The following is a 21,316-nucleotide window of genomic DNA, read 5'->3' on the forward strand; positions in this document are numbered from 1 at the left end:
ACGGTCGGCTTCCGGGCGCCCGGGACGCCGCGGCCGTCAGCTTCCGGGGTCCGCGAGGCGGACGAGCCCGCGGGTGCGCCGGCGGGACGCGGACCGGTGCACGGCGGGGGGCCGCAGCCGCGGCGTGCGCACGTAGTCGAACACCGTGTACTCGCCGTCGGTGTGCAGCTGGTGGGTGCGCCGCACGCGCAGCGAGGCGTTGGGCGAGATGCCGGTGACCGGCTCCTCGACGAACGTGGTCGGGGTCAGCTCGACGATGCGGTTCACCGCCGCCCCCTCGCCGTAGGTGCCGAACCCGTGACGTTGGTTGACCCGGTACACCTCCCCGCCGTCGAGCACGATGCCGCCGTTGCGGGCGCGCCGGGGGTCCATGACGAGCGGGTTGCCCGCGTGCGGGTGCCACGTCTGCGCCAGCGGGGAGTCGGCGTGGAAGGCGAAGAGCTCGGCGGAGTAGTCGCCGGTGCCCGGCGGCGCGATGGAGGTCAGCAGCCACCAGCGCCCGCCGAACGGGAAGATCATGGTGTCGACGGCGTCGACGTCGCGCATCGCCACGCGGACCAGCTCCCACCCGAGCGGGAACCGGGTGCACCGGTAGATCCGGATCGAGCGGTCCTTCGCGCTCTCGGGCACCAGGTACAGCTCTCCTGCGTGCTCGAAGAGGTACGGGAAGGAGAGGTGGAACGGCTCCGCGAGCGCCACCCCCACCTCGCGGCTGCGGCCCTCGGCGATCTCGTGCACGAAGATCCGGCCCCTGCCGACCCCGCGCTGGTAGTCCTCGGTGAAGAGGTAGTGCCGACCGTCCCGGGCCACCACGAACGGGTCGGCGTAGAAGTGGCCGCGCCGGCGGGGCAGCTCCGTGGCGTGGGCGGTGCCGGCCTCCCGCCACGGCGCGCGCACCCAGGCGACGTTCCACCGCGGGCGCCCCAGCGCCTTGTCGACGAGCTTCGGGGTCACCGTGCCGGCCACCCTGGCGGCGTACCGCAGGGTGTCGGCGGTGGTCGCCGGCGCGGGGGCGGCCCACCCCTCCCCCGGCTCCGGGCGGGCGGGCCGCAGCCGCGGCTCGGCCGCCGGGGCTCCCGGGCGCGCGAGCTCCTTCAGGAGCAGCTGCAGGTGGTGGTAGGAGCGCCGCATGACGATCGCGTGGTTGAGCTCGGCGAACAGCCCCGTCCAGGTGCGCCCGCGGCGGACCACGACGCTCCCGCCGTCGGCGGTGAGCCGGTGGATCGAGTAAACCGTCGAGGCACGCCCGTGAAGCACCTCCCAGAACCCGGGCGGCCCGAGCGGGTCCACCTCGTGCTGCACCGCCAGGGTGCCGAGTCGCGGGACCTCCAGGACAGGCCCACGCATCCGGGTGCCGTTGGCGACCAGCACGTCCAGCCCGAGGGACCTCACGGTCCGGGCGGCCGCGTCGTCGAACGCGAGGACGCCGTCCGGCGCCGTCCGGGCCGCCAGGGTCACCCTCGGCATCAGCTCGCCGAGGTCCACGGTCCTGCCGTGGTCGCGGAAGCCGCGCAGGCGTCGCAGCACGGCCGACTCGAGCACGCTCAGCGCGCGCAGCGTCAGCGGCAGGCCGGCGCGCGTGCCGGGGCCGCCGGCGGGGGCGCGGGCGAGGATCAGGTGGGTGACCTCGACGTCGTCCTGCCGGGCGGCCCAGTCGATGAAGTCCTTGGTGTAGGCGGTGACGTGCGGGCTCGTGCAGATCAGCCCCACCCGGACGGGTCTGTCCCCCACAGGCCCTCCCCAGGGGTCAGGCGCCCCACGGCGCGGGTCGTCGGCTCTCGCCCGGGCGGGTGCCGTTGCTCGCGGCCGGCCGGCCGACGTCGGGCGCCGCTCCGTCCACGTCACGGTCCGGCGACCGGTCCGGGGCGGACAGCTCCTCGGCGGACATGAACTCGGCGTCGGCGTCGGCCCACCACTCGTCGTCGGGGTCGCCGGGGGTGGCCGCGGTGTCCGCGACGGCGGGCGGCACCTCGCCCCCGGCCGTCGGGCCGGGCACGGCGGAGGAGGGAGGGACGACGGCGGGCGCGTTCCGGGCCCCGCGCCGGGACGGCCCGGCGTCACCGAGGACCGGCACGGCGTCGCTGCCGGCGAGCGCGGGGTCGATCGCGCCCCACCCGGCCCCCGCCCCGCCCCGGGCGGCCGCGCCGTCCTCGACGTACTCCTCGTACCGGCGGGTGTCCTCCTTACCGACCTCGGCCCGGTTGAGCACCAGGCCGAGCACCCGTGCGCCGACGTGGTCGAGGCGGTCGAGCGCCTCGCGCAGCTCGGTCTTGCGGTGCCTGCCGGTGGCCACCACCATCAGCGTGCCGCCGGCCAGGGTGCTCAGGACGGTGGCGTCGGTGACCGCGAGAACGGGCGGGCTGTCGACGATGACCACGTCGTAGCGCCCCGCCGCCTCGGCGAGCAGGTCGGCCATGGGCACCGAGGAGAGCAGCTCGCTGGGGTTGGGGGGCACCTGCCCGGCGGGCAGGACGTCGAGCGGCCGGTCGCCCCAGCGCTGGGCGAGGTCCTCGAGACCGGCCTGGCCGATGAGCAGGGTGGACAGCCCGGCGCGCCCCTCGAGGCCGAGGGTGCGCGCGACGGCGGGGCGGCGCATGTCGGCGTCGACGAGGAGGACGGAGGTGCCGGTGTCCGCGAGCGCGACGGCGAGGTTGACCGCCGTGGTGGTCTTGCCCTCCCCGGCGGTGGCGGAGGTGACGACGATCGTGCGAGTCGAGCCGGTGGCGGTCAGGAAGTGCAGGTTGGTGCGCAGCCCGCGCACGGCCTCGGCGCGCTGGCCGTTCGGGTCGGTCTGCATGAACACCGGCGCCTCGCCCTCCTCCGCCCGGCCGAGCCGGGCCAGGACGGTGGCGTCGGTGACGTCGGCGAGGTCGCGCTCGCCGCGCACCCTCGTGTCGCGTGCCTCGCGCAGGGCGGCGACGCCGACGCCGACGAGGAGCCCCAGCACCACGCCGAGGACGAGGTTGACGGGCGGGTTCGGCACGGACGGCTCGGTGGGCACCGCGCCGGGGGTGTGGATGGTCGCGCGCACCGCCTCGGCGCCGTCCTCGGCCGCGGGGAAGAGGCCGTCGGCGGCGTCGGAGAGCTCGCCGGCGACGGCGTTGACGAGCTCGGCGGCGCCCTCGGCGGTCGGTGAGATGGCGGCGATCTGCAGGATCGCCGTGCCCTCCGGGACCGTGATGCTCAGCGACTCCGCCAGCTCGGGGGGTGTGGTGGACAGGTGGAGGTCCTCGATGACCGGCTCGAGCACCAGCGGGGAGGTGGCGATGTCCGCCAGCGAGCTCATCTGGCTCGCGGCGAACGTCGTGCCCTCGTTCAGCTCGGTGATCGACTGGCCGGAGCGGGCGGAGAAGAACATCTTCGCCGTCGCGGTGTACCGGGCCGGCATGAGGGCGGTGACGACCACGGCGAGCAGCACCGCCACCGCAAGGGTGACGAGCACGCTCGTCCACCGCTTGCGCAGCACGCGCAGGATTCCGTTCAGCTCCATCGCAGACCCCTTCGGGCGGGACTCGAGTGTGGCAGACCACGCCCGTGCGGGGTGGCGGGACGGTGAGGTTCTTCGGGGCCGGGCGTGGCCGGGTCGTACATCGCCAGGACCAGCCCGAGGACGGCCCACATCGGGCGGGCGTTCTCCAGGCTGAGCGTGAAGGCCTGCACCAGCAGGCACAGGACGGAGAAGAGCAGGTAGGGTGCGCCCGCGTCGCCGGCGCGAGCCGCGCGCAGCGTGCGCACGACCACCAGGGCGGGCACGAGCATGAAGACGAGCAGCCCGACGGTGCCGGTCTGGGCGAGGAAGCCGAGGTAGGTGTTGTGCGGCACCGTGTCCATCTGCGGCCCCAGCATCTGCTGGGCCACCGGGATGTACTGCCCGGCGCCCACGCCCAGGACCGGGCTGGACGCCCACTGCTGCACGGCCACGGACCACAGCTCGAAGCGGGCGTCGGGGGCGGCGCCGTCGTCGGGGGTGAAGACGCTCGTGGCGCGCTGGAGGACGTCCCCGACCCACTCGTCCGGCAGGACCAGGACCGCGAGCACCCCGAGCAGGGCGGTGACCGCGGCGAGGCGACGGAAGGCGACGCCCGCCCGGGTGCCGAGGGTGAGCAGGACTGTGACGACGGCGGCCAGCGCCATCGCGGCGAGCGCGGCGCGCGAGCCGGAGAGCAGGACCGCCACCACGATGACGACGACGCTGACGGACCACGGCCGCCCGGTGCGCAGGCGGTGGGCGGCGATGACGACGCCGAGGGAGAGCAGCAGGTAGACGCTGAACGCGTTCGGGTCCTCGAAGGTGCCGGAGGCGCGCCAGAAGTAGGACAGGCCTAGGTCGAGGCCGACCGCGTACAGCGCGCTGGCGCCGATGCCGATCAGGGCGCTCGCGGTGGCCGTGGCGGCCCAGACGTCCAGGATGCGGTGGTCCCCGGCCCGCAGGCGCGGCGCCGCGGCGGCGTAGAGCAGCAGCAGGTACCCGCACGCGAGAGCGATCTTGGCCGCGGCGACCACCCCGCCGAGGAAGTCCGCGCCGCCGTCGAGCACCGGCCCGACGAGCGAGGCCCACAGCACCAGCTGCAGGGCGAGCGCGTAGCCGAGCAGCAGGGGCCAGGTGGGCCGGGCCGCGCCGTCGGCCGCCCGGCCGCGGCGCCACTCCGGCACGACCGCGGCGAGCAGCAGCAGCGCGAGCACCGCGTCGGCCAGCGAGAGGTTCACCAGCGACCCCTGCCCGGGCGGGTAGAAGTGGACCGGCAGCGCGATCACGGTCAGCTCCACCAGCGACAGCCGCAGGTGGACGGCGACCACGGCGGCGGCCACGGCGCTGAGCGCGACGGCCGCACCGGTCAGCGCCACGGACCCGCCCGCCGCGGCCGAGGGCACGGCGGCGAAGCACAGCGCGAGGACCAGCACCGGCAGCGTCGTGCCGCGGTGCGCCCCCCGCCCGGCCGCCGTCACCCTCATGCACCGCCCGCCGCGGGCTCGACGAGCGCGCCGGTCCGGCGGATCGACTCGAACTTGGCCCCGACCACCCCGGTCTCGTAGCGCAGCAGCGCCGGGTCCGGGTGCAGGCCGAGGGCGGAGGCGAGCAGGTAGGTGGGCGCGTCCGCCCCCGCGACGTGCATGAACGGGTAGCCGCCCCCGAAGCGCGGGTTGACGTCGATCACCCACAGCACGCCCTCCCGGTCGCGGATCAGGTCCATGTCCACGACGCCGACCGGGCGCAGCGCGGCCCCGAGGCGGGCGACGACGGGCGCGAACGGCGCCGGGTCCACGGTCACCGCCTTGTCCGTCTCGCCCGAGCGCATGCGCACCTTCCGGCGCGCGAGCGCACCGCGGAGCACCCCGGCGGGGTGGCCGAGGCCGAAGACCCCGTCGACCCCGAACTCCTGGCCGATCAGCCGCCGCTGGACGACGACGGCGTCGCGGGCCCGCAGCACGGGGCGGCCGTGGATGTCGGTCGCCGAGCCGGAGGCCTCGTCCACCGCGGCGGCCAGGCCGTCGCGGTCCGTCAGCCGCAGCCCGGAGGACCCGGAGCCGAAGCGGTGCTTCACGACGTACTGGGTGCCCGGCGCGCCGTCGTCGGCCACGAGGGTCTCCCACCGTGAGCCGAGCACCGTGCGCGGCACCGCGACACCGGCGCGGCCGAGCAGCCGCGACATGAGGTACTTGTCCGTCGCCTGCTCCTGGCCGGCGCGGGGCAGGCCGAGGACGGCGCACCCCGTGGCCCGCAGCTCGTCGGCCAGGCCCTCGGAGAGGACCTGGAGCTCGTAGTCGTTGACCGAGAGGAACAGGGCCGGGCGGTCGCGCCGGAAGAGCTCCAGCATCGCCGGGGCGTACGCGGCGTCGCTGTAGGCCGGCATGGCCACGCCGCGGTCGGCGAAGCCGAAGCTGGCGCTGGTGGGATCGTTCTCGGTGGCCACGACCTCGCCGTCGAGCCCCAGCCGCGCGAACGCGTCCCGGAACCACTCGATCAGGTACAGCCGGCGGCCCGCCGACCCGATGACCACCGTCACGGGTCCGCCGCCGGCCCCGGCGGTCACGGCGCACCTGCCGCACGCAGGGGCCGGGTGCCCGCGGGGGTGCGGCCGACGGACAGCCGAGCCGCCGGCCTCCCCGCCTGCGCCCGGCGCTGGAGGAATGCCCGGACGGTGTCCGCCACCCGGGCCCAGCCGGCCACGTCCAGGGCGGAGCCGGAGGGCAGGGTGACGCCGCGGGCGAAGAGCCGCTCCGCCGTCGCCCCGCCGTAGACGGTGCTGCGGGCGAAGACGGGCTGGCGGTGCAGCGGCTTCCACATCGGACGGGCCTCGATGTCCGCACGGGCGAGGGCGGCGATGAGGTCCGCCGGCGTCCACCCGGCCACCGCGGCGTCCACGAGCACCGTGGTCAGCCAGAAGTTGTCGCGGGTGAGGCGCCCGTGCGGGCCGCTCCGGCGCAGCGCCGCCACGTCGATCTCGGAGCCGTCGGGGGCGCCGAGGACCTCCACGCCCGGGGTGCCGGCGAAGAGCTCGCGGTAGAGCATCCTCAGGGCGCGGCGCCGCTCGATCATCTCGTCGAGCCGGGCGAGCTGGGCCCGTCCGAGCGCGGCGAGCAGGTTCGAGAGCCGGTAGTTGTAGCCGATCTCGGTGTGCTCGTAGTGCGCCACGGGCTGGCGGGCCTGGGTGGCGAGGTACCGGGCGCGGGCGGCCACGGCGCCGTCGTCGGTGACGAGGGCCCCGCCGCCGGAGGTGGTCATGATCTTGTTGCCGTTGAAGGAGATCGCCGCCGCGCGGCCGAAGGACCCGGCCGGCCGGCCCCGGCGCACGGCGCCGAAGGACTCGGCGGCGTCGGAGACCAGCGGGATGCCCGACTCGGCGGCCACGGTCAGCAGCTCCTCGTAGGCGGCGACCTTCCCGAGCAGGTCCACCGGCAGCACCGCGCCGATGCGCCGGCGGCGCCGGCGCTGGTCGGTGATCGCGAGGTCGAGGAGGCCGGGGTCCATGTTCCCGCTCTCGTCGCTGTCGACGAAGACGGGCTCCGCCCCGCAGTAGCGCACCGCGCTCGCCGTCGCGACGAACGTCAGCGTCGAGGTGAGGACGACGTCCCCGGGCCCGACGCCGACCCCCAGGAGCGCCAGGTGCAGCGCGGCCGTGCCGCTGGACAGGGCAACGGCGTGACGCCGGCCGGTCCGGGCGGCCACCTCGGCCTCGAAGGCGTCCACCTCGGGGCCGAGCGGGGCGACCCACCCGGAGGCCAGGGCCCGCTGCACCGCCTGCGCCTCGGCCGGGCCGCAGTCGGGCGGGGACAGGAAGATGTGCTCGCTCATCGGTCGTTCCCTTCCTTCGGCAGCTGGCGCCGGAGGTACTGGTCGTGCCCGGCCCACAGCTCCGGGCGGGAGAAGTGCGTGCGCGCCCAGCGGCGGCCCGCGGCCCCCATGCGCCGGGCCAGCGCCGTGTCGTGGTGCAGGGCCCGCAGCGCCCGGGCCAGCTCGGCGGCGTCCCCGGGCGGGACGAGCAGCCCGGTCTCGCCGTCGGCGATGCTGTCCACCGCGCCGGTGGCCGTGGTGGTGACCACGGGGATCTCCATCGCCGCCGCCTCCAGGCACACGTTGGGCATGCCCTCGCGCAGGGTGGGCAGGCACAGCACGTCCATGAGCCGGTAGTACGGGCGCGGGTCCGCGACGCGGCCGGCGCGGTGCACGTGGTGCACCGTGAACGGGTCGTAGCCGGCCACGTCCTCCTCCCCGACGACGAGCAGGCACGCCCGCACGCCATCCTCCGCCAGGATCCGCATCGCCTCGTCGAGGGTGCCGAGCCCCTTGTCCGGGGTGATCCGGCCGACGTACCCGACGACGAACCTGTCCGGCTCGAGGCGGGCGGCCCGGGCGGCCTGGCGCACCTCGGACAGGCGCACCAGCGAGGGGTCGAAGTGCTGGGTGTCCACGCCGGAGGAGCTGCCGCGGCCGATGAGGTCCACCGGGCGCCGGCCGGCGAGGCCGGCGCCGGCGAACTCGGCGGACAGGCTCGGGCTGACCGAGAGGACCCGGGTGGCCGCGCGGGCGGTGGCCCGCTCGGTCAGGGTGAGCACCCGCCGCAGCAGGCCGGTGGTGGTCTCCAGGCGCAGGCCCCACAGGTGGTAGACGCGCACCGGCACGCCGGTGAGCCGGGCGGCGACGAGCCCGAGCAGCGCGGCCTTCGGGGTGGCGGCGAGCACCGCGTCGGGGCGCAGGCGGCGCAGCAGCCGCACCCACGCCGCCAGCGCACGGGCGTCCTCGAGGGGGCTGGGGTCGCGCCGCATCGGGACCGCGTGCACGCCGCCGACGACGTCCCCGAGCGCGTCGAGGTCCGGGCCCGGGCCCGTGACGACGTGCACGTCCCAGCCCGCGCGCTGCAGGTGCTGCGGGAATCCCCGCATGAGCGGGAGGGAGCCGGCGCTGGTCACCGTCAGGACCAGGCGGGGGGACGACGGCGGCGCGGGCGCGCGGCCGGGGACGAGATCGGGCGAGCGGCGGGCGGCGACCCGGCGGCCGAGCCGGCCCGGGCGCCTGACCGGCTCCAGGGTCCTAGACATGGGCGCTCCCCGTGAAGTCGGGCATGATCGCCGACGCCTCCGGGGCGGTCCCGGACCGGGACAGCACGACGGCGACGGTGCGGGCGAGGATGCGCAGGTCCACCAGCAGCGAGCGCGTCTCGACGTAGCGCACGTCGAGCTCGAGACGCTCGTCCCAGCTCAGGGCGTTGCGGCCGCTGACCTGGGCCAGGCCGGTGACGCCCGGCCGGACCTCGTGCCGGCGGGCCTGCCGCGGCGAGTAGAGCGGGAGGTAGTGGGTGCGCAGCGGGCGCGGGCCGACGAGGCTCATGTCCCCGCGGAGGACGTTCCACAGCGTCGGCAGCTCGTCCAGGCTGGTGGCGCGCAGGGCCGCGCCGAACGGGGTGAGGCGCGACGCGTCGTCGTCCCCGGGCCCCTCGCCCGCGTCGCGCATGCTGCGGAACTTCACCAGGGTGAAGATCTCGCCGTCGCGGCCGGGCCGGTCCTGCCGGAACAGGACCGGGCTGCCGAGGTCGCGCCGCACGAGGACGGCGACGACCGCCATGACGGGCGCGGCGGCCGCGAGCGCGACGGCGGCGACGCCGACGTCCAGGGCCCGCTTGACGCCGTCGTACGCGCGCGCGGCGCGGGCGCCGGGCACGGCGTGGTCACCGGGCACGGCCCGTGCGACGGGCCAGAGCCGGGCCGTCCGCGGGTCACGCGCTGAGCGGGACTTCAGCATGACGCTCCTCCGCGGGCTCGGGCGCGAGACGCAGCAGGGACAGGTCGCCGCGGGCGGTGGAGAGGTGGGCCGGGTCGATGGACGGCACGTCGACCACCTCGATGGCCGGGTGCTCGGAGCGGCTGTGGTGCTCCACCGGGGAGAAGAGGTCCTCGTGGAGCTTCTCCCCCGGCCGCATGCCGGTGAAGACGATCTTCACGTCCCGCCCGGACTGGGCGATCATGCGGCGGGCGACGTCGACGATCCTGACCGGCTCCCCCATGTCGAGCACGAGCACCTCGCCGTCGTGGCCGATGGCGGCGGCCTGGATCACCAGCTCGCACGCCTCCGGGATGGTCATGAAGTACCGGGTGACCGCGGGGTCGGTGACCGTGACTGGACCGCCCCGGGCGATCTGCTCGCGGAAGGTGTGCAGGACGGACCCGCGCGAGCCGAGCACGTTGCCGAAGCGCACCGAGACGAAGGTTCCCTCGTGGTGCTCGGCGAACCACGCGGTCAGACGCTCGGCGAGGCGCTTGGTCATCCCCAGCACGCTCTTGGCGTCCGCAGCCTTGTCGGTCGAGATGTTGACGAAGCGCTCGACGCCGAACTCCGCGGCCAGCCGCAGCACGTTGCGCGTGCCGAGCACGTTGGTCTTCCAGCCCTCGTCGGGGTACTGCTCGAGCATCGGCAGGTGCTTCAGCGCCGCCGCGTGGAAGACCACCTCGGGGCGGTGGGTCGCGAAGACCGTGCGCAGGGCCTCCTCGTCACGGATGTCGCAGAGCACGACGTCGGGGGTGTCGAGCAGGGCGTGGCCGTAGATCGACAGCTGCACCCCGTGCAGCCCCGACTCGTCGCGGTCGAGCATGATCAGGCTGGCCGGGCCGAACAGGTGCACCTGCCGGGCGAGCTCGGAGCCGATGGAGCCGCCGGCGCCCGTGATCAGCACCCGCCGCCCGGCCAGGTGGTCGGCAATCCGCTCGACGTCGGTGTCGACCTGGCGCCGGCCGAGCAGGTCGGCGATGTCGAGGTCACGGACGTCCCCCAGCTGGACCGGCCGCGCGATCATCTCGCGCAGCGGCGGCAGCGTGAGGAACTTCAGGCCGGCCGCGCTCACCTCGTCGGAGACCCGGCGCACCAGCTCGGCGCCGGCGGACGGGATGGCCAGGATGACGATGGTGGCGCCGGCCTCGCGGGCCCTCTCCACGAGCTGGGTCCCGGTGCCGATCACCCGGCAGCCGTGGATGACGAGGTGCCGCTTGAGGCGGTCGTCGTCGACCAGCCCGACCACGTGGTACCCCACGGACCTGTCCTCGGCGATGAGCCGCACGAGCTGCGAGCCGGCGTCGCCGGCACCGTAGACCACGACCCGCTCGCACGACGGCGCGGGAGGCCGCTCGCGGTCGTGGCGCGCCCGGTAGGCCCCGCGCCCGAGCACCATGGACAGCAGCGCGAGCGGCGGGCAGAGCACCGAGACCGCCACGGCGACCGACTCCAGGCCGTGGACGGAGAGAGAGAAGATCGCGAGCGCGAGGCCCACCAGCCCGGTGGCCACCGCCAGCCCAACGTTCTCGTCGAACGTGGCGAACCGGTACCGGCCCAGGTAGAGCTTGAGCGCCAGACCGACGAGGACCTGCAGCACGCACGCGGCGAGCACGTAGCTCCCCACGACCACCCACTGGTGCGCGGAGAGGTGCCAGTTGGCGACGCCGGTGACCATGCCGGCCGCGATGACCCAGCTGGCGGCGTCCCAGGCCAGCCGGGGAAGTCGGGTACTGAGGAAAGTCGGCATGAGGACGTCCTTCGAGATCGGCAGGGCTCTCGCCCGGTCGGTCCCCCCGACGTCTTTCATTCAAGACCGGCCCATGGGGAAGCTCCACCGGCTTCGCGGATGATCGGAGGTGGCCCCCATCGCGTCACTGTCACCCTGAGGGGGTGAGGGGGATCAGGCAGCACCGGGGACGGGGGTGACCGGCCGGGGGGCGGGGTGCGCAGTCGTACCGGACCTCAGGTGGTTCCCGCGCCGGTCTCCCCTGCGCCTCACCCTGTTGCGCGGGCTCTCACCCCGTGTGCGTCACCAGCCGTCGGTGCACCAGGAGCCAGAACGGCACACGGGTAGACCAGGCCCTTCGCCGCGAGCACACCGCCTCCGAGATGCAGGTCGGTGCGAACGACGTTCAGGCGAGAAACGGGCGCCGGACCGACCAGAGCCGCAACCTCGTTCGGTGACGCGAGTCAGCGCCCGCGCGTGCCGCGCAGGCCGATCCACATCCAGATCGCCCCGAAGGTCATGGTCGCCGCGGCGTAGCCCCAGATCGCGCCGCTCAGGCCGCCGAGGATCCAGCCGAGCACCGGCCCCAGGACGGCGAGGACGGTCTCCATCAGGCGGCCCGACCACAGCGCGGCCCGGCCGGTGTGGAAGCGCACGACCATGTAGTAGAACTCCCCGATCACGTTGCCGGCCACGTACAGGCCGGCGGGGACGGCCCAGGGGCCGATCTCCGCGATGACGCCGAGCGGCAGCGGGACGACCTCGATCCACGCCAGCGCGAGGGCGGCGGCCGTGCCGAAGAAGGCGGCTCCGCCCAGCACGGCTCCGACGAGCGGGACGGAGTGCAGGCGGGAGCGGGTCATGCCCGCGATGACCGGGCGCAGCGGCGAGAGCACCAGGCGCGCCGGCGCGGAGACGTTGGACACCGCCCGGTACAGGCCGAACTGGTGCAGGCTCATCGGGAGGAAGAGCAGGTACGGGGTGCCGATCGAGCCGATGTTCATCATCGTGGCGTCGGCGATCAGCGTCTTGATGGCGTGGTGGTGCTCCACCATCCACCTCTTGACCCCGGCCGGGTGGCCGATCACTGGGCGGACGACGCCCAGCGTGCCCCCGGCCGCGCCCCCCGCCCACGCGAGGAGCAGGCTCAGGAGTCCGTGCTGGTCGGTGAGGTAGCCCGCCGCCCACCCGGCAAGGAACCCGACCACGACCATGACGTCGCCGGCCAGCACGCGCCGCCACCGGTCGGAGTGGGCCTGGAAGAACCGGCCGCCGTCGTAGTAGACCATCAGGGCGGCGCCGGCCCCGGCGACCAGCGTGACGGCCGGGTCGAGCGTGGTCAGCTCGGCCACCACGGCGACGGCGGCCCCGCACAGCAGCGCCACCCAGGCCAGAGAGCTGCCGTACTCCGACCAGCGCGCGAGCGTGCCGCCGGTGCGGGCGGTGACGATCCAGGCGTCGCAGACCGTCGAGAAGACGACGGAGATCCCCAGCACGTAGGTCAGGTACAGCGCGGAGAAGTGCCCGTAGTCGGCGGCCTCGAGGGTGGCGAGCCCCACCAGCTGCGGCAGGAGTGAGCCGACGGCGTGCACGCCCGTGGACACCACCACGCGAGTGCGGGACATCCGGCCACCTCGAATCGCCGCCCTGGCTCCCGATGGCCACGGCCCGCCGAACGCTACACGGCACGCCGTCGGCCACGGCGGCGAACGGCCGATCGATCGACCCGGCTCCGCCGTCGGACAAATGCTCCCGCGCCCGGCGGCCCCGCTGCTACCGTGAGCGCCACGGCTGGGGGGTCCTCCAGAGAGGTACCGATGAGCGCATCCGCCCTCGTCCGGCGGCACGCCTTCTGGGCGCTCGACCGTGCCCGGGGAGGCACCCTCGCCAGGTCCGTCGCCGACGTCGACGCCTTGTTCGCCGCGCCGCACAGCCCGGCCGCCCGTGCCGCCCGCCGGGACCGGCTCGCCCGGCTCCTCCACCACGCCACCCGGGCCACCCGGTTCCACGCCGGTCACGACCCCGCCGACCTCGCCTCGTTCCCCGTGGTCGACAAGGGGACGTACCGCGAGCACGGCGCCGCCATGCGCTCCGCCGGCTGCACCGACCGCCAGCTCCACCGGCACCGCACCTCCGGCTCGACGGGCACCCCGTTCGAGGCGGTCTGGGACGACGTCAAGGCGCGGCGCAACCAGGCCGACGCGATCGCCCTGGCCCGCCGTGCGGGGTACGAGCTGGGGATGCCGCTGGTGTACCTGCGTACGTGGCAGGGCCAGTACGGCGGGGGCGGCCTGCAGAAGTGGGCCCGGGCGGTGGTGCCGGTGGAGGTCCTCGGCCTGGACGAGGCGCGGGCGCGCGCGGTGCTCGCCGGGATCCGGCGACGGGGCCGCCCGGTGGCGCTGCTGGGCTACGGCTCGGCGCTGGCGGAGCTTTGCCGGGCGCTGGACGCCGGCGCACCGCCGGTCGAGGGGCTGGTCTCCGCCGTCGTCGCCGTCGGGGAGGCCCCCACCGAGTACCTGCGGGCCGCCGTCCCGCGCCACCTCGGGCGCCCGCTCGTCGCCCGCTACTCCAACACCGAGAACGGCCTGATCGCGCAGGAGGACGGGTCGGTGGCGTACCACGTCAACGTGGCGAGCTACGTCGTCGAGGTGCTGCGGCGCGACCGCGACGAGCCGGCCGCCCCCGGGGAGACCGGACGGATCGTGGTCACGGACCTGTTCAACCGCGCCATGCCCTTCATCCGCTACGACACCGGGGACCTCGGCAGCCTCGCCGTCGACGACGGCGGCCGGGCGGACGACGCGGTCCTCGCCAGCGTCGCGGGCCGGGTGCTCGACGTCGTCACCGACACCCGCGGCCGCCCCGTGAACCCCATGGGGACGCCGGAGCTGGAGGACTACGCCGACGTCCGGCAGTTCCAGCTCGCCCAGACCGGTCCCGGCCGCTACGAGGTCCGCCTCAACGCAGCGCCCGACGGCGGGCGCGACGCCCGGATCCGCCAGGAGTTCCTCGGGGTGCTGGGGCGCGACGCGGACGTGCGGGTCGTCCACGTCGACGGGGTCCCGCTGCTCGACTCCGGCAAGCGCCAGATGATCGTGAACGAGTGGCGCGCCGCGCGGCGGGGGTGAGCGGTGAGGGCTTGCCCCGGCGGGAACGGGCACGGACCATGGGACCCATGGCCGGCCGGTGGAGCGGTGCTGTCCTGGCGCTCGCCGGGATCGCGGTGGTGGCGATGAACGTCGCGCTGCCGGGCCTGACCCCGCCCTCCGAGGTGGGTCCCGTCGTCGAGCGCTCCGCCGCGGAGCCCCGGCCGGCCGCGGCCGGCCCCCGCCTGGTGAAGTACGGCCAGGACATCCCCAGCCCCGAGCAGGTGGCCGCCGCCGCGGGCCGCTACGACGCGCTGCCCTTCGACGGCATCGTGATGCGGACCCCCGAGTCCGCCGACATCTTCTCGCCCCGGCGCGTCGAGCACGGCGCGCTGCTGCGGCAGGTCTCCGCGCTGCCGGCCGGCCTGCGGATGCAGGACAACTGGGTGCGCATCACCCTGCACGACGAGCTCGACTGGTCCGACGACGCGCTGTGGCGCACAGTCGCCGCGAACGCGGGCACGATGGCCCGGGCGCTGCGAGAGAGCGGCCGGCCCTACGCCGGTATCTGGTTCGACAACGAGTGGTACGGCGAGGGCGGCTCCCCGTGGGACTACGGGACCAGCACCCGGGCGTGGACGCCGTCGGACGACGACGGCGCCACGCCGGGCCTCGCGCCGGAGGAGGCGACGGCGCTCACGCGCAGCCGCGGCGCGCAGGTCATGGCCGCCATGACCGGCGGCTGGCCCGACCTGAAGGTCATGGTGCTGTTCGGGCCCTGGGTCTCCGAGCCGTCGACGTACGAGGCGCTGACCGACGCCGGTCTGCCCTACAACGACATCTCCTGGGTCAACGAGCTCTCCGGGCCGTTCTTCTCGGGCATGGTCGACCGGCGCGGCCAGGCGACCGTGATCGACGGCGGCGAGTACTACGGCGCGCGCAGCCGCGACGAGTACGCCACGTTCGCCGACTGGCAGCGGCGCGGGTTCCTGCTCGCCGGCAGCCGGTCGGTGCGGGCGGCCGAGGCGCAGGACTACCGGAGCGGCGTCGCCTCGGCGCTGGCCGTGTACGACCGCGACCAGCAGGACGACTACCACGTGCTCGACGCCGACACCCTGGGCGACCTCACGCAGGACGCGCTGGCCGAGGCTACCGACTACGTGTGGCTCTACACCGAGGAGCACGAGTGGGGCGCCTCGCGGTCCATGAAGCCCGAGGTGCCGCAGGAGTACGTCGACGCGATCGCGGCCGCCCGTCGGCGGTGACCCACCGCGTTCCGGACGCGCACGGCCTCTGATCCGGCCCGCACGCACGCCCGGTCCCGCTACGGTGAGATCCCGCGAGCAGGAGTCTGGATGAACATCTCCACGGGCGCCCGGAACCGAGCGTTCTGGGCCGTCGACCGGCTGAAGGGCTCCCCGGTGCGCCGTTCGCTCCGGGACATCGAGGCGATCCTGGCCGCGCCCCGTTCCGCCTCCGTCCAGGCGTTCCTCGACCGCCGGCTGCGCCGCCTGCTGGCGCACGCGGCGGCGACGGTCCCGCAACTCGCCGGCTGCGACCCGGACCGCCTGAGCAGCTTCCCGGTGGTCCACAAGGCGATGATGCGCGACGGCGGGGCGGACTTCCGCTCCCGGCCCTACCTCCACGCGCACCTGTCGGAGACCGCCACGAGCGGGTCCACGGGCGCGCCGTTCCGGGTCCTGCGCGACGACGTCAAGGTGCGCCGCAACGTCGTCGACGCTCTGGCGCTGGCCCGTGCGGCGGGCTACGACGTCGGGATGCCGATGTTCTACCTCCGCCGCGAGCACCCGTCGTCGCGGCTGCGTGAGTGGGCGGAGAACCTCGTGGACATCGACGTCGGGGACATGCGCGAGGGGGCCGCGCCCCGGGAGGTCGCGCGGATCCGCGGCACGCGCGGGCCGGTGGCGCTCATCGGGTACGCCTCCGGGCTGGAGGCGCTGTGCCGCGAGATCGAGTCGCAGGGGTCGCCGCTGGAGCACGTGGCGTGCGTCATCAGCCTGGCCGAGAGCCCGAGCGAGTACCTCTACCGCTCCAGCCCGCGGTTCTTCGGCCAGGAGCTGACCGCCCGCTACTCGGACGTCGAGCTCGGGCTCCTCGCCCAGCAACGCCCCGGTGAGCGCCCGTACCGGATCAACGTGGCCAGCCACCACGTCGAGATCCTCGCCCTCGACGGCGACGGACCCGCGGCTCCCGGCGAGATCGGCCGGATCGTGGTCACGGACCTGTTCAACCGCGCCATGCCGTTCGTCCGGTACGACACCGGGGACCTCGGCCGGTTCGCCGTGCTCCCCGACGGCACGCCGGACACCACCGTCCTCGAGGAGATCACCGGGCGGATCAACGACCAGATTTACGACACCGCCGACCGCCTGGTCTCGGTGCTCGGCATCGTCCGCGACTGGGGGGCCTACCGCGGGATCGAGGAGTGGCAGCTCGTCCAGACGGGCTCCGGCACCTATCTCTTCAGGCAGAAGGCGACGGTCGACGCCGAGCGGGACCGCGCCCTCGCCGAGGAGTTCCGGTCCTACCTCGGGCGGGACGCCCGCATCGAGATGCGATACGTGGACGGCATCCCGCTGCTGCGCTCGGGCAAGCGGCGCGCGTTCGCCAACGAGTGGGACCGGGGCACGCCCGCTGCGGGTCCGGGGCGGGCCGGCGCGGCACCGGCGCAGTTCGCGACCGCCTGACGCCTACTCCCCCGCGGCCTCCGCGAGCACCTCCTCCAGCGCCCCGGGGTCGAGCAGCACCGCCTCGACGTCGTGGCGCGCCGCCCAGCGGCCGGCCGCGTGGGCGAGCGCGCGCGCCAGGCCCGCGGTCGTCGTCGCCCACGCCGAGCCGGCGGTGGCCCACCAGTTCACGTCGACGCCGTCGACGGTGAGCTGCTCGCACTCGAACCAGGTGGCGGGCGCGCCGGGGAGCACGGCCAGCACCTCGGCGGGCGTGGCGACGGCCCGGGCGTCCGCCGCGTCGGGCACCACGCCGCCGGCGGCGTCGAGGTCGAGCAGGTCGGCCACCTTCCCGACGAGGTGCGACGGTGCCGGGAGGACGGCGCGCACCTGCGCCCACACGGGCGCCGCGACCACCACCTGCTCCGCCGGCACCATCTGCGCGGAGCCCTCCACGAGCGCGGGCACCGCGTCCGGCGGGGCGAGGCGCACGCCGTCGGCCGCCGCGCGGGCCAGCGCCCGCCACAGGGCGAGCGCATCGGGCATGGCGAGGGCGCCGTCGTCGGGCCACTGGTCGAGGTAGGCGTCCCACGCGCCGGCGTCGAGGTCGGCGAGGTCGCGCACGGCCCCGACGGCGGCCAGGACGGCGTCGTCGAGCGCCTCCGTGCCGTCCGGGGCCGGCGGGAGGAAGGGCGTGGCGCCGGCGCCGCGGGGGTGGGCGAACGGGGCGCCGAGCTCCTCGCGCAGCCACCAGGCGGTGTAGGACGGCGCGGTGCCCGTCCCGCCCGCGGACGCGCGGACCTCGGTGAGCAGCGCGGCCCGGGCGTCCCGGTCCTCCGCGAGGCGCGCGAGAGCGCGCGGCCAGGCCTCGTCAGCGACGGCGTCGAGGTCCGCGACGGCCGTGACGTCCCCGACGAACGCGCCGGCGCCGAGCACCTCGGCGAGGTGCGCGAGGTAGTCGCCCCAGCCGTCCAGTCGGACGTCGTCCTCCCCAGGCTCGGCGACGACGTCACGCACCACGGTCGTGACCAGGTCGGTGCGCACGCCGACGGCCCGCAGGGTCGCCGCGCCCCACCGGTCGACGACGTCCGCGCGGACCGGGACCAGGGCGTCGAGGACGCCGGCGGCCCAGGACCCGGGGACGACGAGGTCGTCGGCGGGGTGCTGCTCGCCGTCCTCGCCGGGCAGCGGGAGGTCGGCCAGCCAGCCGGGCAGCTCGGCGTCCTCGCCGCGGTCGGCGACGGCGGCCTGCGCGAGGGCGAGGACCGCGGCGACGGCGGCGGGCACGGGCGCACCGTCCTCGACGTCCTCGGCGGCGGCCCGCACCTCCGGCTGCTCCAGCAGGGTGACCGCGTCCGCCTCGGTCGCCCCGAGCGTCGCCAGCACCGGGTGCGCGGCCGACGGATGGACGATCCGCAGCCCGGGGAGGTCGATCGGGAGCCCGCCGAGCCCGGCGGTGGGCAGCAGCAGGCCGCGGGCGCCCCGCGCGGTGCGGCCGTCGTGCAGCGGGACCGGGAGGCCGGCGAGCGCCTCGCGGTGGGCCGCGGCGTAGGGCGCGAGCGCGGCGTAGACGTCACGCCACCGCCCCGGCGGGTGACCGCCGGTGGGAAGGGAGTCGACGACGTCGGCGAGGTCGCGCAGGGCGACCCCGAGCACGCGCGCGGCGGCGGTGTGCTCGGGCGGGACGTGCACCAGGCCGCCCACCATCGGGGCGAGCGCCGCGAGGAGGTGCTCGTCCTGCCCGGCCGGGCCGAGGAGCGCCTGCGCGGCGCCGGCCCTTAGCAGGTTCTCGGTGCCGGTCTCGCGCAGGAGCGGCGTGCGCCGCAGCCCCTCGAGCGCGGCCTCGTGGAGGGCGGCGTCGAGGGCCCCGGCGGGCAGGCCGGTCGGCACGAGGGAGAGCACGTGCGGGCGGCCGAGCGGGTGCCGGCCGCGGGCGCCGGCCAGGAGGTCGGCCAGGCTGCCGTAGTGGGCACCGGCCAGCTGCACGAGCCTGTCGGTCAGCGGGCCGGGTGCGACGTGCCGGCGCGAGGGGTCCAGCGGGAAGCTCCCGATCAGCACGGCGGGCACGGTGCAGGGCTCGTCGGTGGGGGTCGGGGCGTGCACGGTGCCGAGCCCCGTCGCGCCGGCGGAGGCGTGCCCGCCCTGGGCGGCGTCGCCGGGCGTGCCCGGCGTGCCGGGTCGCGGCACCGCCCAGGTGACGAACCAGCCGGTGCGCTCGCGCTCCTCGACGGGGCGGCCCGCGAGCAGCGCGGGGTCCAGGCCGCCGGACGCGTGCGCCGAGTACCAGCGGTCCCGGACGTCGGCGAGGCGCCGCGGCGGGGCGTCGTCCGTCTCGACGACGATCTCGCCCAGCGAGGGGAGGGCGAGGAGGACGACGTCGTCGAGCTCGGCGAGGGAGGCGCGCACCGCGTCCGTCTCGCGGGGACCGCGCAGCCGGAGGGTGACGGCGGTCGTGCAGCCGGCCGGCACGGCGGGCGCGCCGGCCGGGAAGGGCAGGCGCAGGGCGGGCAGGTCGCCGTGCCGGCGCGCCACCTCGGCGGCCAGCGCGGGGTGGTCCGCGGCGGCCTGGGCGAGCAGCGCGGCGGTCCGGGCGAGGGAGAAGGTCACGCCGGCCACGCCGTCGGCCGTCCGCGTGGCGACCGTGATCTCGTCGCTGACCGACCGCACGGCCGCGAACCCGACGCCGAAGCGGCCGACCTGACCGCCCGAGCGCTTCGCCGAGGCACGCATCGAGGCCAGCGCCGCCACGCCGTCGGCCGTGAGCGGCGCGCCGGTGTTGGCGGCGAGCAGCTCGGCGCCGTCGGGCGTGGCGGTCAGCCGGAGGAGCAGCCGGCCGCGCAGGCCGGCCGCCGCGGCGGCGTCGGCGGCGTTCTGGGCCAGCTCCACGACCACGCGGTCGCGGTAGTAGCCGCGGGCGTGGTCCTCCTCGAGGTTCGCGTCCTGGCGCAGGCGCGAGGGGTCACGGCGCCACGTGGTGAGGGCGGCGTCCCGCAGGCCGGCGGTGCCGAAGAAGTCGGCGCCGACCGGTGCGCTCATGCCTCGTCCGGCGACCCGTCGGTGGTGGGCTCGGTGGTGCCGGCCTCGGACCCGGCCGCGCCGTCGTCCACGGACGCGACCACCTCGGGGGCGACGGGGTGGGTGGCGAGGACCTCGAGGTCGCGCTCGTCGATGACGGGCTCGGAGGACTGCCACAGGGACACCGGCTCGGGGCCGTGGGTCTCGGAGTGGGCGCCGCAGCCGTGGTCCACGGAGACGACACGACCGTCGTCGGGCGACCACTCGTTCGCGCAGACGCCGAAGACGGTGCGCGGGCTGCCGGCCAGCTTCATGAAGAACCCGCAGGTCGAGCACGGCGCGGCGGCCGCCTTGGCGGAGGGTGCGAACGGGCCGCGGTCCCCCTCGTACCAGCGGGTCAGCGCCTGGGCGCGTCCCTCGGCGGACAGGACGCGGGGACGTCCGAGCCCGAGCTCGAAGATCGCGAGCTCGTCGGCGTCCTCGCCGGTGGCCTCGTAGCCCTGCTCGAGGCGCTCGTCGTCCTCCACGAAGGGCAGGACGTCGCCGGGGCCGACGTCGCCGGGGCGAAGCCGCTCCGACCACGGCACCCAGTCGGGGGCGAGGAGCGCGCCGTCGCCGGGAAGGAGCTCGACCTCGCACACGGTGGCGCTACGGCCGCGCGGGGGCCGGGCGACCGTGACGGCCCAGTGCCAGCCGCGGTAGCCGGGCACGAGCGACTCGAAGACGTGGGTCAGCAGCCGGTCACCCTCGACGACCACGCCGCGGTGCTCGCCGACCTGCCCCGGGAGCGCGACCTCCTCGGCGGCCGCGCGTGCGAGGTCGACAGCACCCGCGAGCACCGCTTCCTTCACAGGGGCGGTGGTCACGCGAGGGTTCTTCGTGGCTGCTGGCACGGGCTCAGTCTACGGTCTGGGCACCCGCACGCCGTCGGGCCCCACAGGCCTGGGTCTCTCAGGCGTCGAACTGGTCGGCGACCACGCGCAGCACCTGGGCCAGCTTCTTCCCGTTCTCCGGGTAGCGGCCGCGGTGCAGGCTGTTGGAGGCCCGGTCCAGCGCCTTGATGAGGTCCTCCACGATGGGCACCATGTCCTCCGCCGGGCGCCGGTGCGCCTTGGCCACCGACGGCGGCTCCTCGAGGATGGTGACCGACAGCGCGGACGGGCCGCGGCGGCCGTCGGCCACCCCGAAGTCCACCTTGGTGCCGGGCTTGGGGGTCACCCCGTGCGGGAGGGCGGAGGCGTGCAGGAAGACCTCACCGCCGTCGTCCTCCGCGATGAAGCCGAAACCCTTGTCGGCGTCGTACCACTTGACCTTGCCGGTAGGCACGGGACTGACCCCTTTGTTGTTCACGTGACGAAGGCGCCGACCGTGCCGGCGCCACTTCCTGGCCCCAAGGATACCGGCGTCCGGCGGTGGCACGACGCCGATTCGCCCGTGGGCGGAAGGTAGCCGCTCCCGGTGACGGGCGGGGAGATCTCCCCATGTCCCGGGTTGGCACCGGCGCGTCGCCGTCAGGCAGGCTGCCCGAACCGCCCCTCTC

15 protein-coding genes are annotated in these 21,316 nt (G+C 75.7%); 3 read left to right on the forward strand and 12 right to left on the reverse strand.

What is annotated here, in order from left to right; genetic code table 11:
- Nucleotides 1–36 precede the first annotated feature (36 nt).
- From ABD774_RS06635 to ABD774_RS06675, 9 genes are all read right to left on the reverse strand, one after another.
- The gene (locus ABD774_RS06635; RefSeq protein WP_345039062.1) at nucleotides 37–1,731 is read right to left on the reverse strand and encodes a glucosamine inositolphosphorylceramide transferase family protein; all 1,695 of its coding nucleotides are present in this window, start codon (nucleotides 1,729–1,731) and stop codon (nucleotides 37–39) included.
- Nucleotides 1,732–1,747: 16 nt separating this feature from the next.
- Nucleotides 1,748–3,490, reverse strand: a complete 1,743-nt coding sequence (locus ABD774_RS06640; RefSeq protein ID WP_345039063.1) for a tyrosine-protein kinase domain-containing protein — start codon at nucleotides 3,488–3,490, stop codon at nucleotides 1,748–1,750.
- Nucleotides 3,481–4,953, reverse strand: a complete 1,473-nt coding sequence (locus ABD774_RS06645; RefSeq protein ID WP_345039065.1) for an O-antigen ligase family protein — start codon at nucleotides 4,951–4,953, stop codon at nucleotides 3,481–3,483. The genes ABD774_RS06640 and ABD774_RS06645 overlap by 10 nt, the downstream gene beginning before the upstream one ends.
- Entirely contained in the window at nucleotides 4,950–6,032 is a 1,083-nt protein-coding gene (locus ABD774_RS06650) for an ATP-grasp domain-containing protein (protein ID WP_345039067.1), read from the reverse strand. Before ABD774_RS06650 ends, ABD774_RS06645 begins: the two co-directional genes overlap by 4 nt.
- On the reverse strand, nucleotides 6,029–7,294 hold the full coding sequence (locus ABD774_RS06655) for a DegT/DnrJ/EryC1/StrS family aminotransferase (RefSeq protein WP_345039069.1): 1,266 nt from the start codon (nucleotides 7,292–7,294) through the stop codon (nucleotides 6,029–6,031). Before ABD774_RS06655 ends, ABD774_RS06650 begins: the two co-directional genes overlap by 4 nt.
- A complete protein-coding gene (locus ABD774_RS06660) occupies nucleotides 7,291–8,538 on the reverse strand; it encodes a glycosyltransferase family 4 protein (RefSeq protein ID WP_345039071.1) in 1,248 nt (415 codons plus the stop codon). The genes ABD774_RS06655 and ABD774_RS06660 overlap by 4 nt, the downstream gene beginning before the upstream one ends.
- Nucleotides 8,531–9,238, reverse strand: a complete 708-nt coding sequence (locus tag ABD774_RS06665) for a sugar transferase (protein ID WP_345039073.1) — start codon at nucleotides 9,236–9,238, stop codon at nucleotides 8,531–8,533. The genes ABD774_RS06660 and ABD774_RS06665 overlap by 8 nt, the downstream gene beginning before the upstream one ends.
- Nucleotides 9,213–11,009, reverse strand: a complete 1,797-nt coding sequence (locus ABD774_RS06670; RefSeq protein ID WP_345039075.1) for a polysaccharide biosynthesis protein — start codon at nucleotides 11,007–11,009, stop codon at nucleotides 9,213–9,215. The genes ABD774_RS06665 and ABD774_RS06670 overlap by 26 nt, the downstream gene beginning before the upstream one ends.
- A gap of 443 nt (nucleotides 11,010–11,452) precedes the next feature.
- The gene (locus tag ABD774_RS06675) at nucleotides 11,453–12,613 is read right to left on the reverse strand and encodes a hypothetical protein (RefSeq protein ID WP_345039078.1); all 1,161 of its coding nucleotides are present in this window, start codon (nucleotides 12,611–12,613) and stop codon (nucleotides 11,453–11,455) included.
- A 192-nt stretch (nucleotides 12,614–12,805) separates the two neighbouring features.
- Here ABD774_RS06675 and ABD774_RS06680 point away from each other — a divergent pair, with 192 nt between their 5' ends.
- The 3 genes from ABD774_RS06680 (at nucleotide 12,806) to ABD774_RS06690 (ending at nucleotide 16,782) form a co-directional block, all read left to right on the forward strand.
- Nucleotides 12,806–14,116, forward strand: coding sequence for a phenylacetate--CoA ligase family protein (locus tag ABD774_RS06680; protein WP_345039080.1), 1,311 nt, complete (start codon nucleotides 12,806–12,808; stop codon nucleotides 14,114–14,116).
- Between the two features lie 47 nt (nucleotides 14,117–14,163).
- On the forward strand, nucleotides 14,164–15,339 hold the full coding sequence (locus ABD774_RS06685) for a hypothetical protein (protein WP_345039083.1): 1,176 nt from the start codon (nucleotides 14,164–14,166) through the stop codon (nucleotides 15,337–15,339).
- A 90-nt stretch (nucleotides 15,340–15,429) separates the two neighbouring features.
- Nucleotides 15,430–16,782 carry a phenylacetate--CoA ligase family protein gene (locus ABD774_RS06690; RefSeq protein ID WP_345039085.1) on the forward strand — a complete coding sequence of 451 codons (1,353 nt, stop codon included), beginning with the start codon at nucleotides 15,430–15,432 and terminating at the stop codon, nucleotides 16,780–16,782.
- Nucleotides 16,783–16,785: 3 nt separating this feature from the next.
- On the opposite strand, the gene ABD774_RS06695 is transcribed toward ABD774_RS06690, so the two are convergent.
- The 3 genes from ABD774_RS06695 to ABD774_RS06705 are packed head-to-tail and all read right to left on the reverse strand — an operon-like array spanning nucleotide 16,786 to nucleotide 21,102.
- Nucleotides 16,786–19,797: a sacsin N-terminal ATP-binding-like domain-containing protein gene (locus ABD774_RS06695; RefSeq protein ID WP_345039087.1), complete on the reverse strand. Its 3,012-nt coding sequence runs from the start codon at nucleotides 19,795–19,797 to the stop codon at nucleotides 16,786–16,788.
- On the reverse strand, nucleotides 19,794–20,669 hold the full coding sequence (locus tag ABD774_RS06700) for a DUF3027 domain-containing protein (protein ID WP_345039089.1): 876 nt from the start codon (nucleotides 20,667–20,669) through the stop codon (nucleotides 19,794–19,796). Before ABD774_RS06700 ends, ABD774_RS06695 begins: the two co-directional genes overlap by 4 nt.
- A gap of 58 nt (nucleotides 20,670–20,727) precedes the next feature.
- The gene (locus tag ABD774_RS06705; RefSeq protein ID WP_248257626.1) at nucleotides 20,728–21,102 is read right to left on the reverse strand and encodes a cold-shock protein; all 375 of its coding nucleotides are present in this window, start codon (nucleotides 21,100–21,102) and stop codon (nucleotides 20,728–20,730) included.
- Nucleotides 21,103–21,316 lie beyond the last annotated feature (214 nt).

The organism is Georgenia daeguensis (genome assembly GCF_039537705.1).
GTDB classification, from domain to species: Bacteria; Actinomycetota; Actinomycetes; order Actinomycetales; family Actinomycetaceae; genus Georgenia; species Georgenia daeguensis.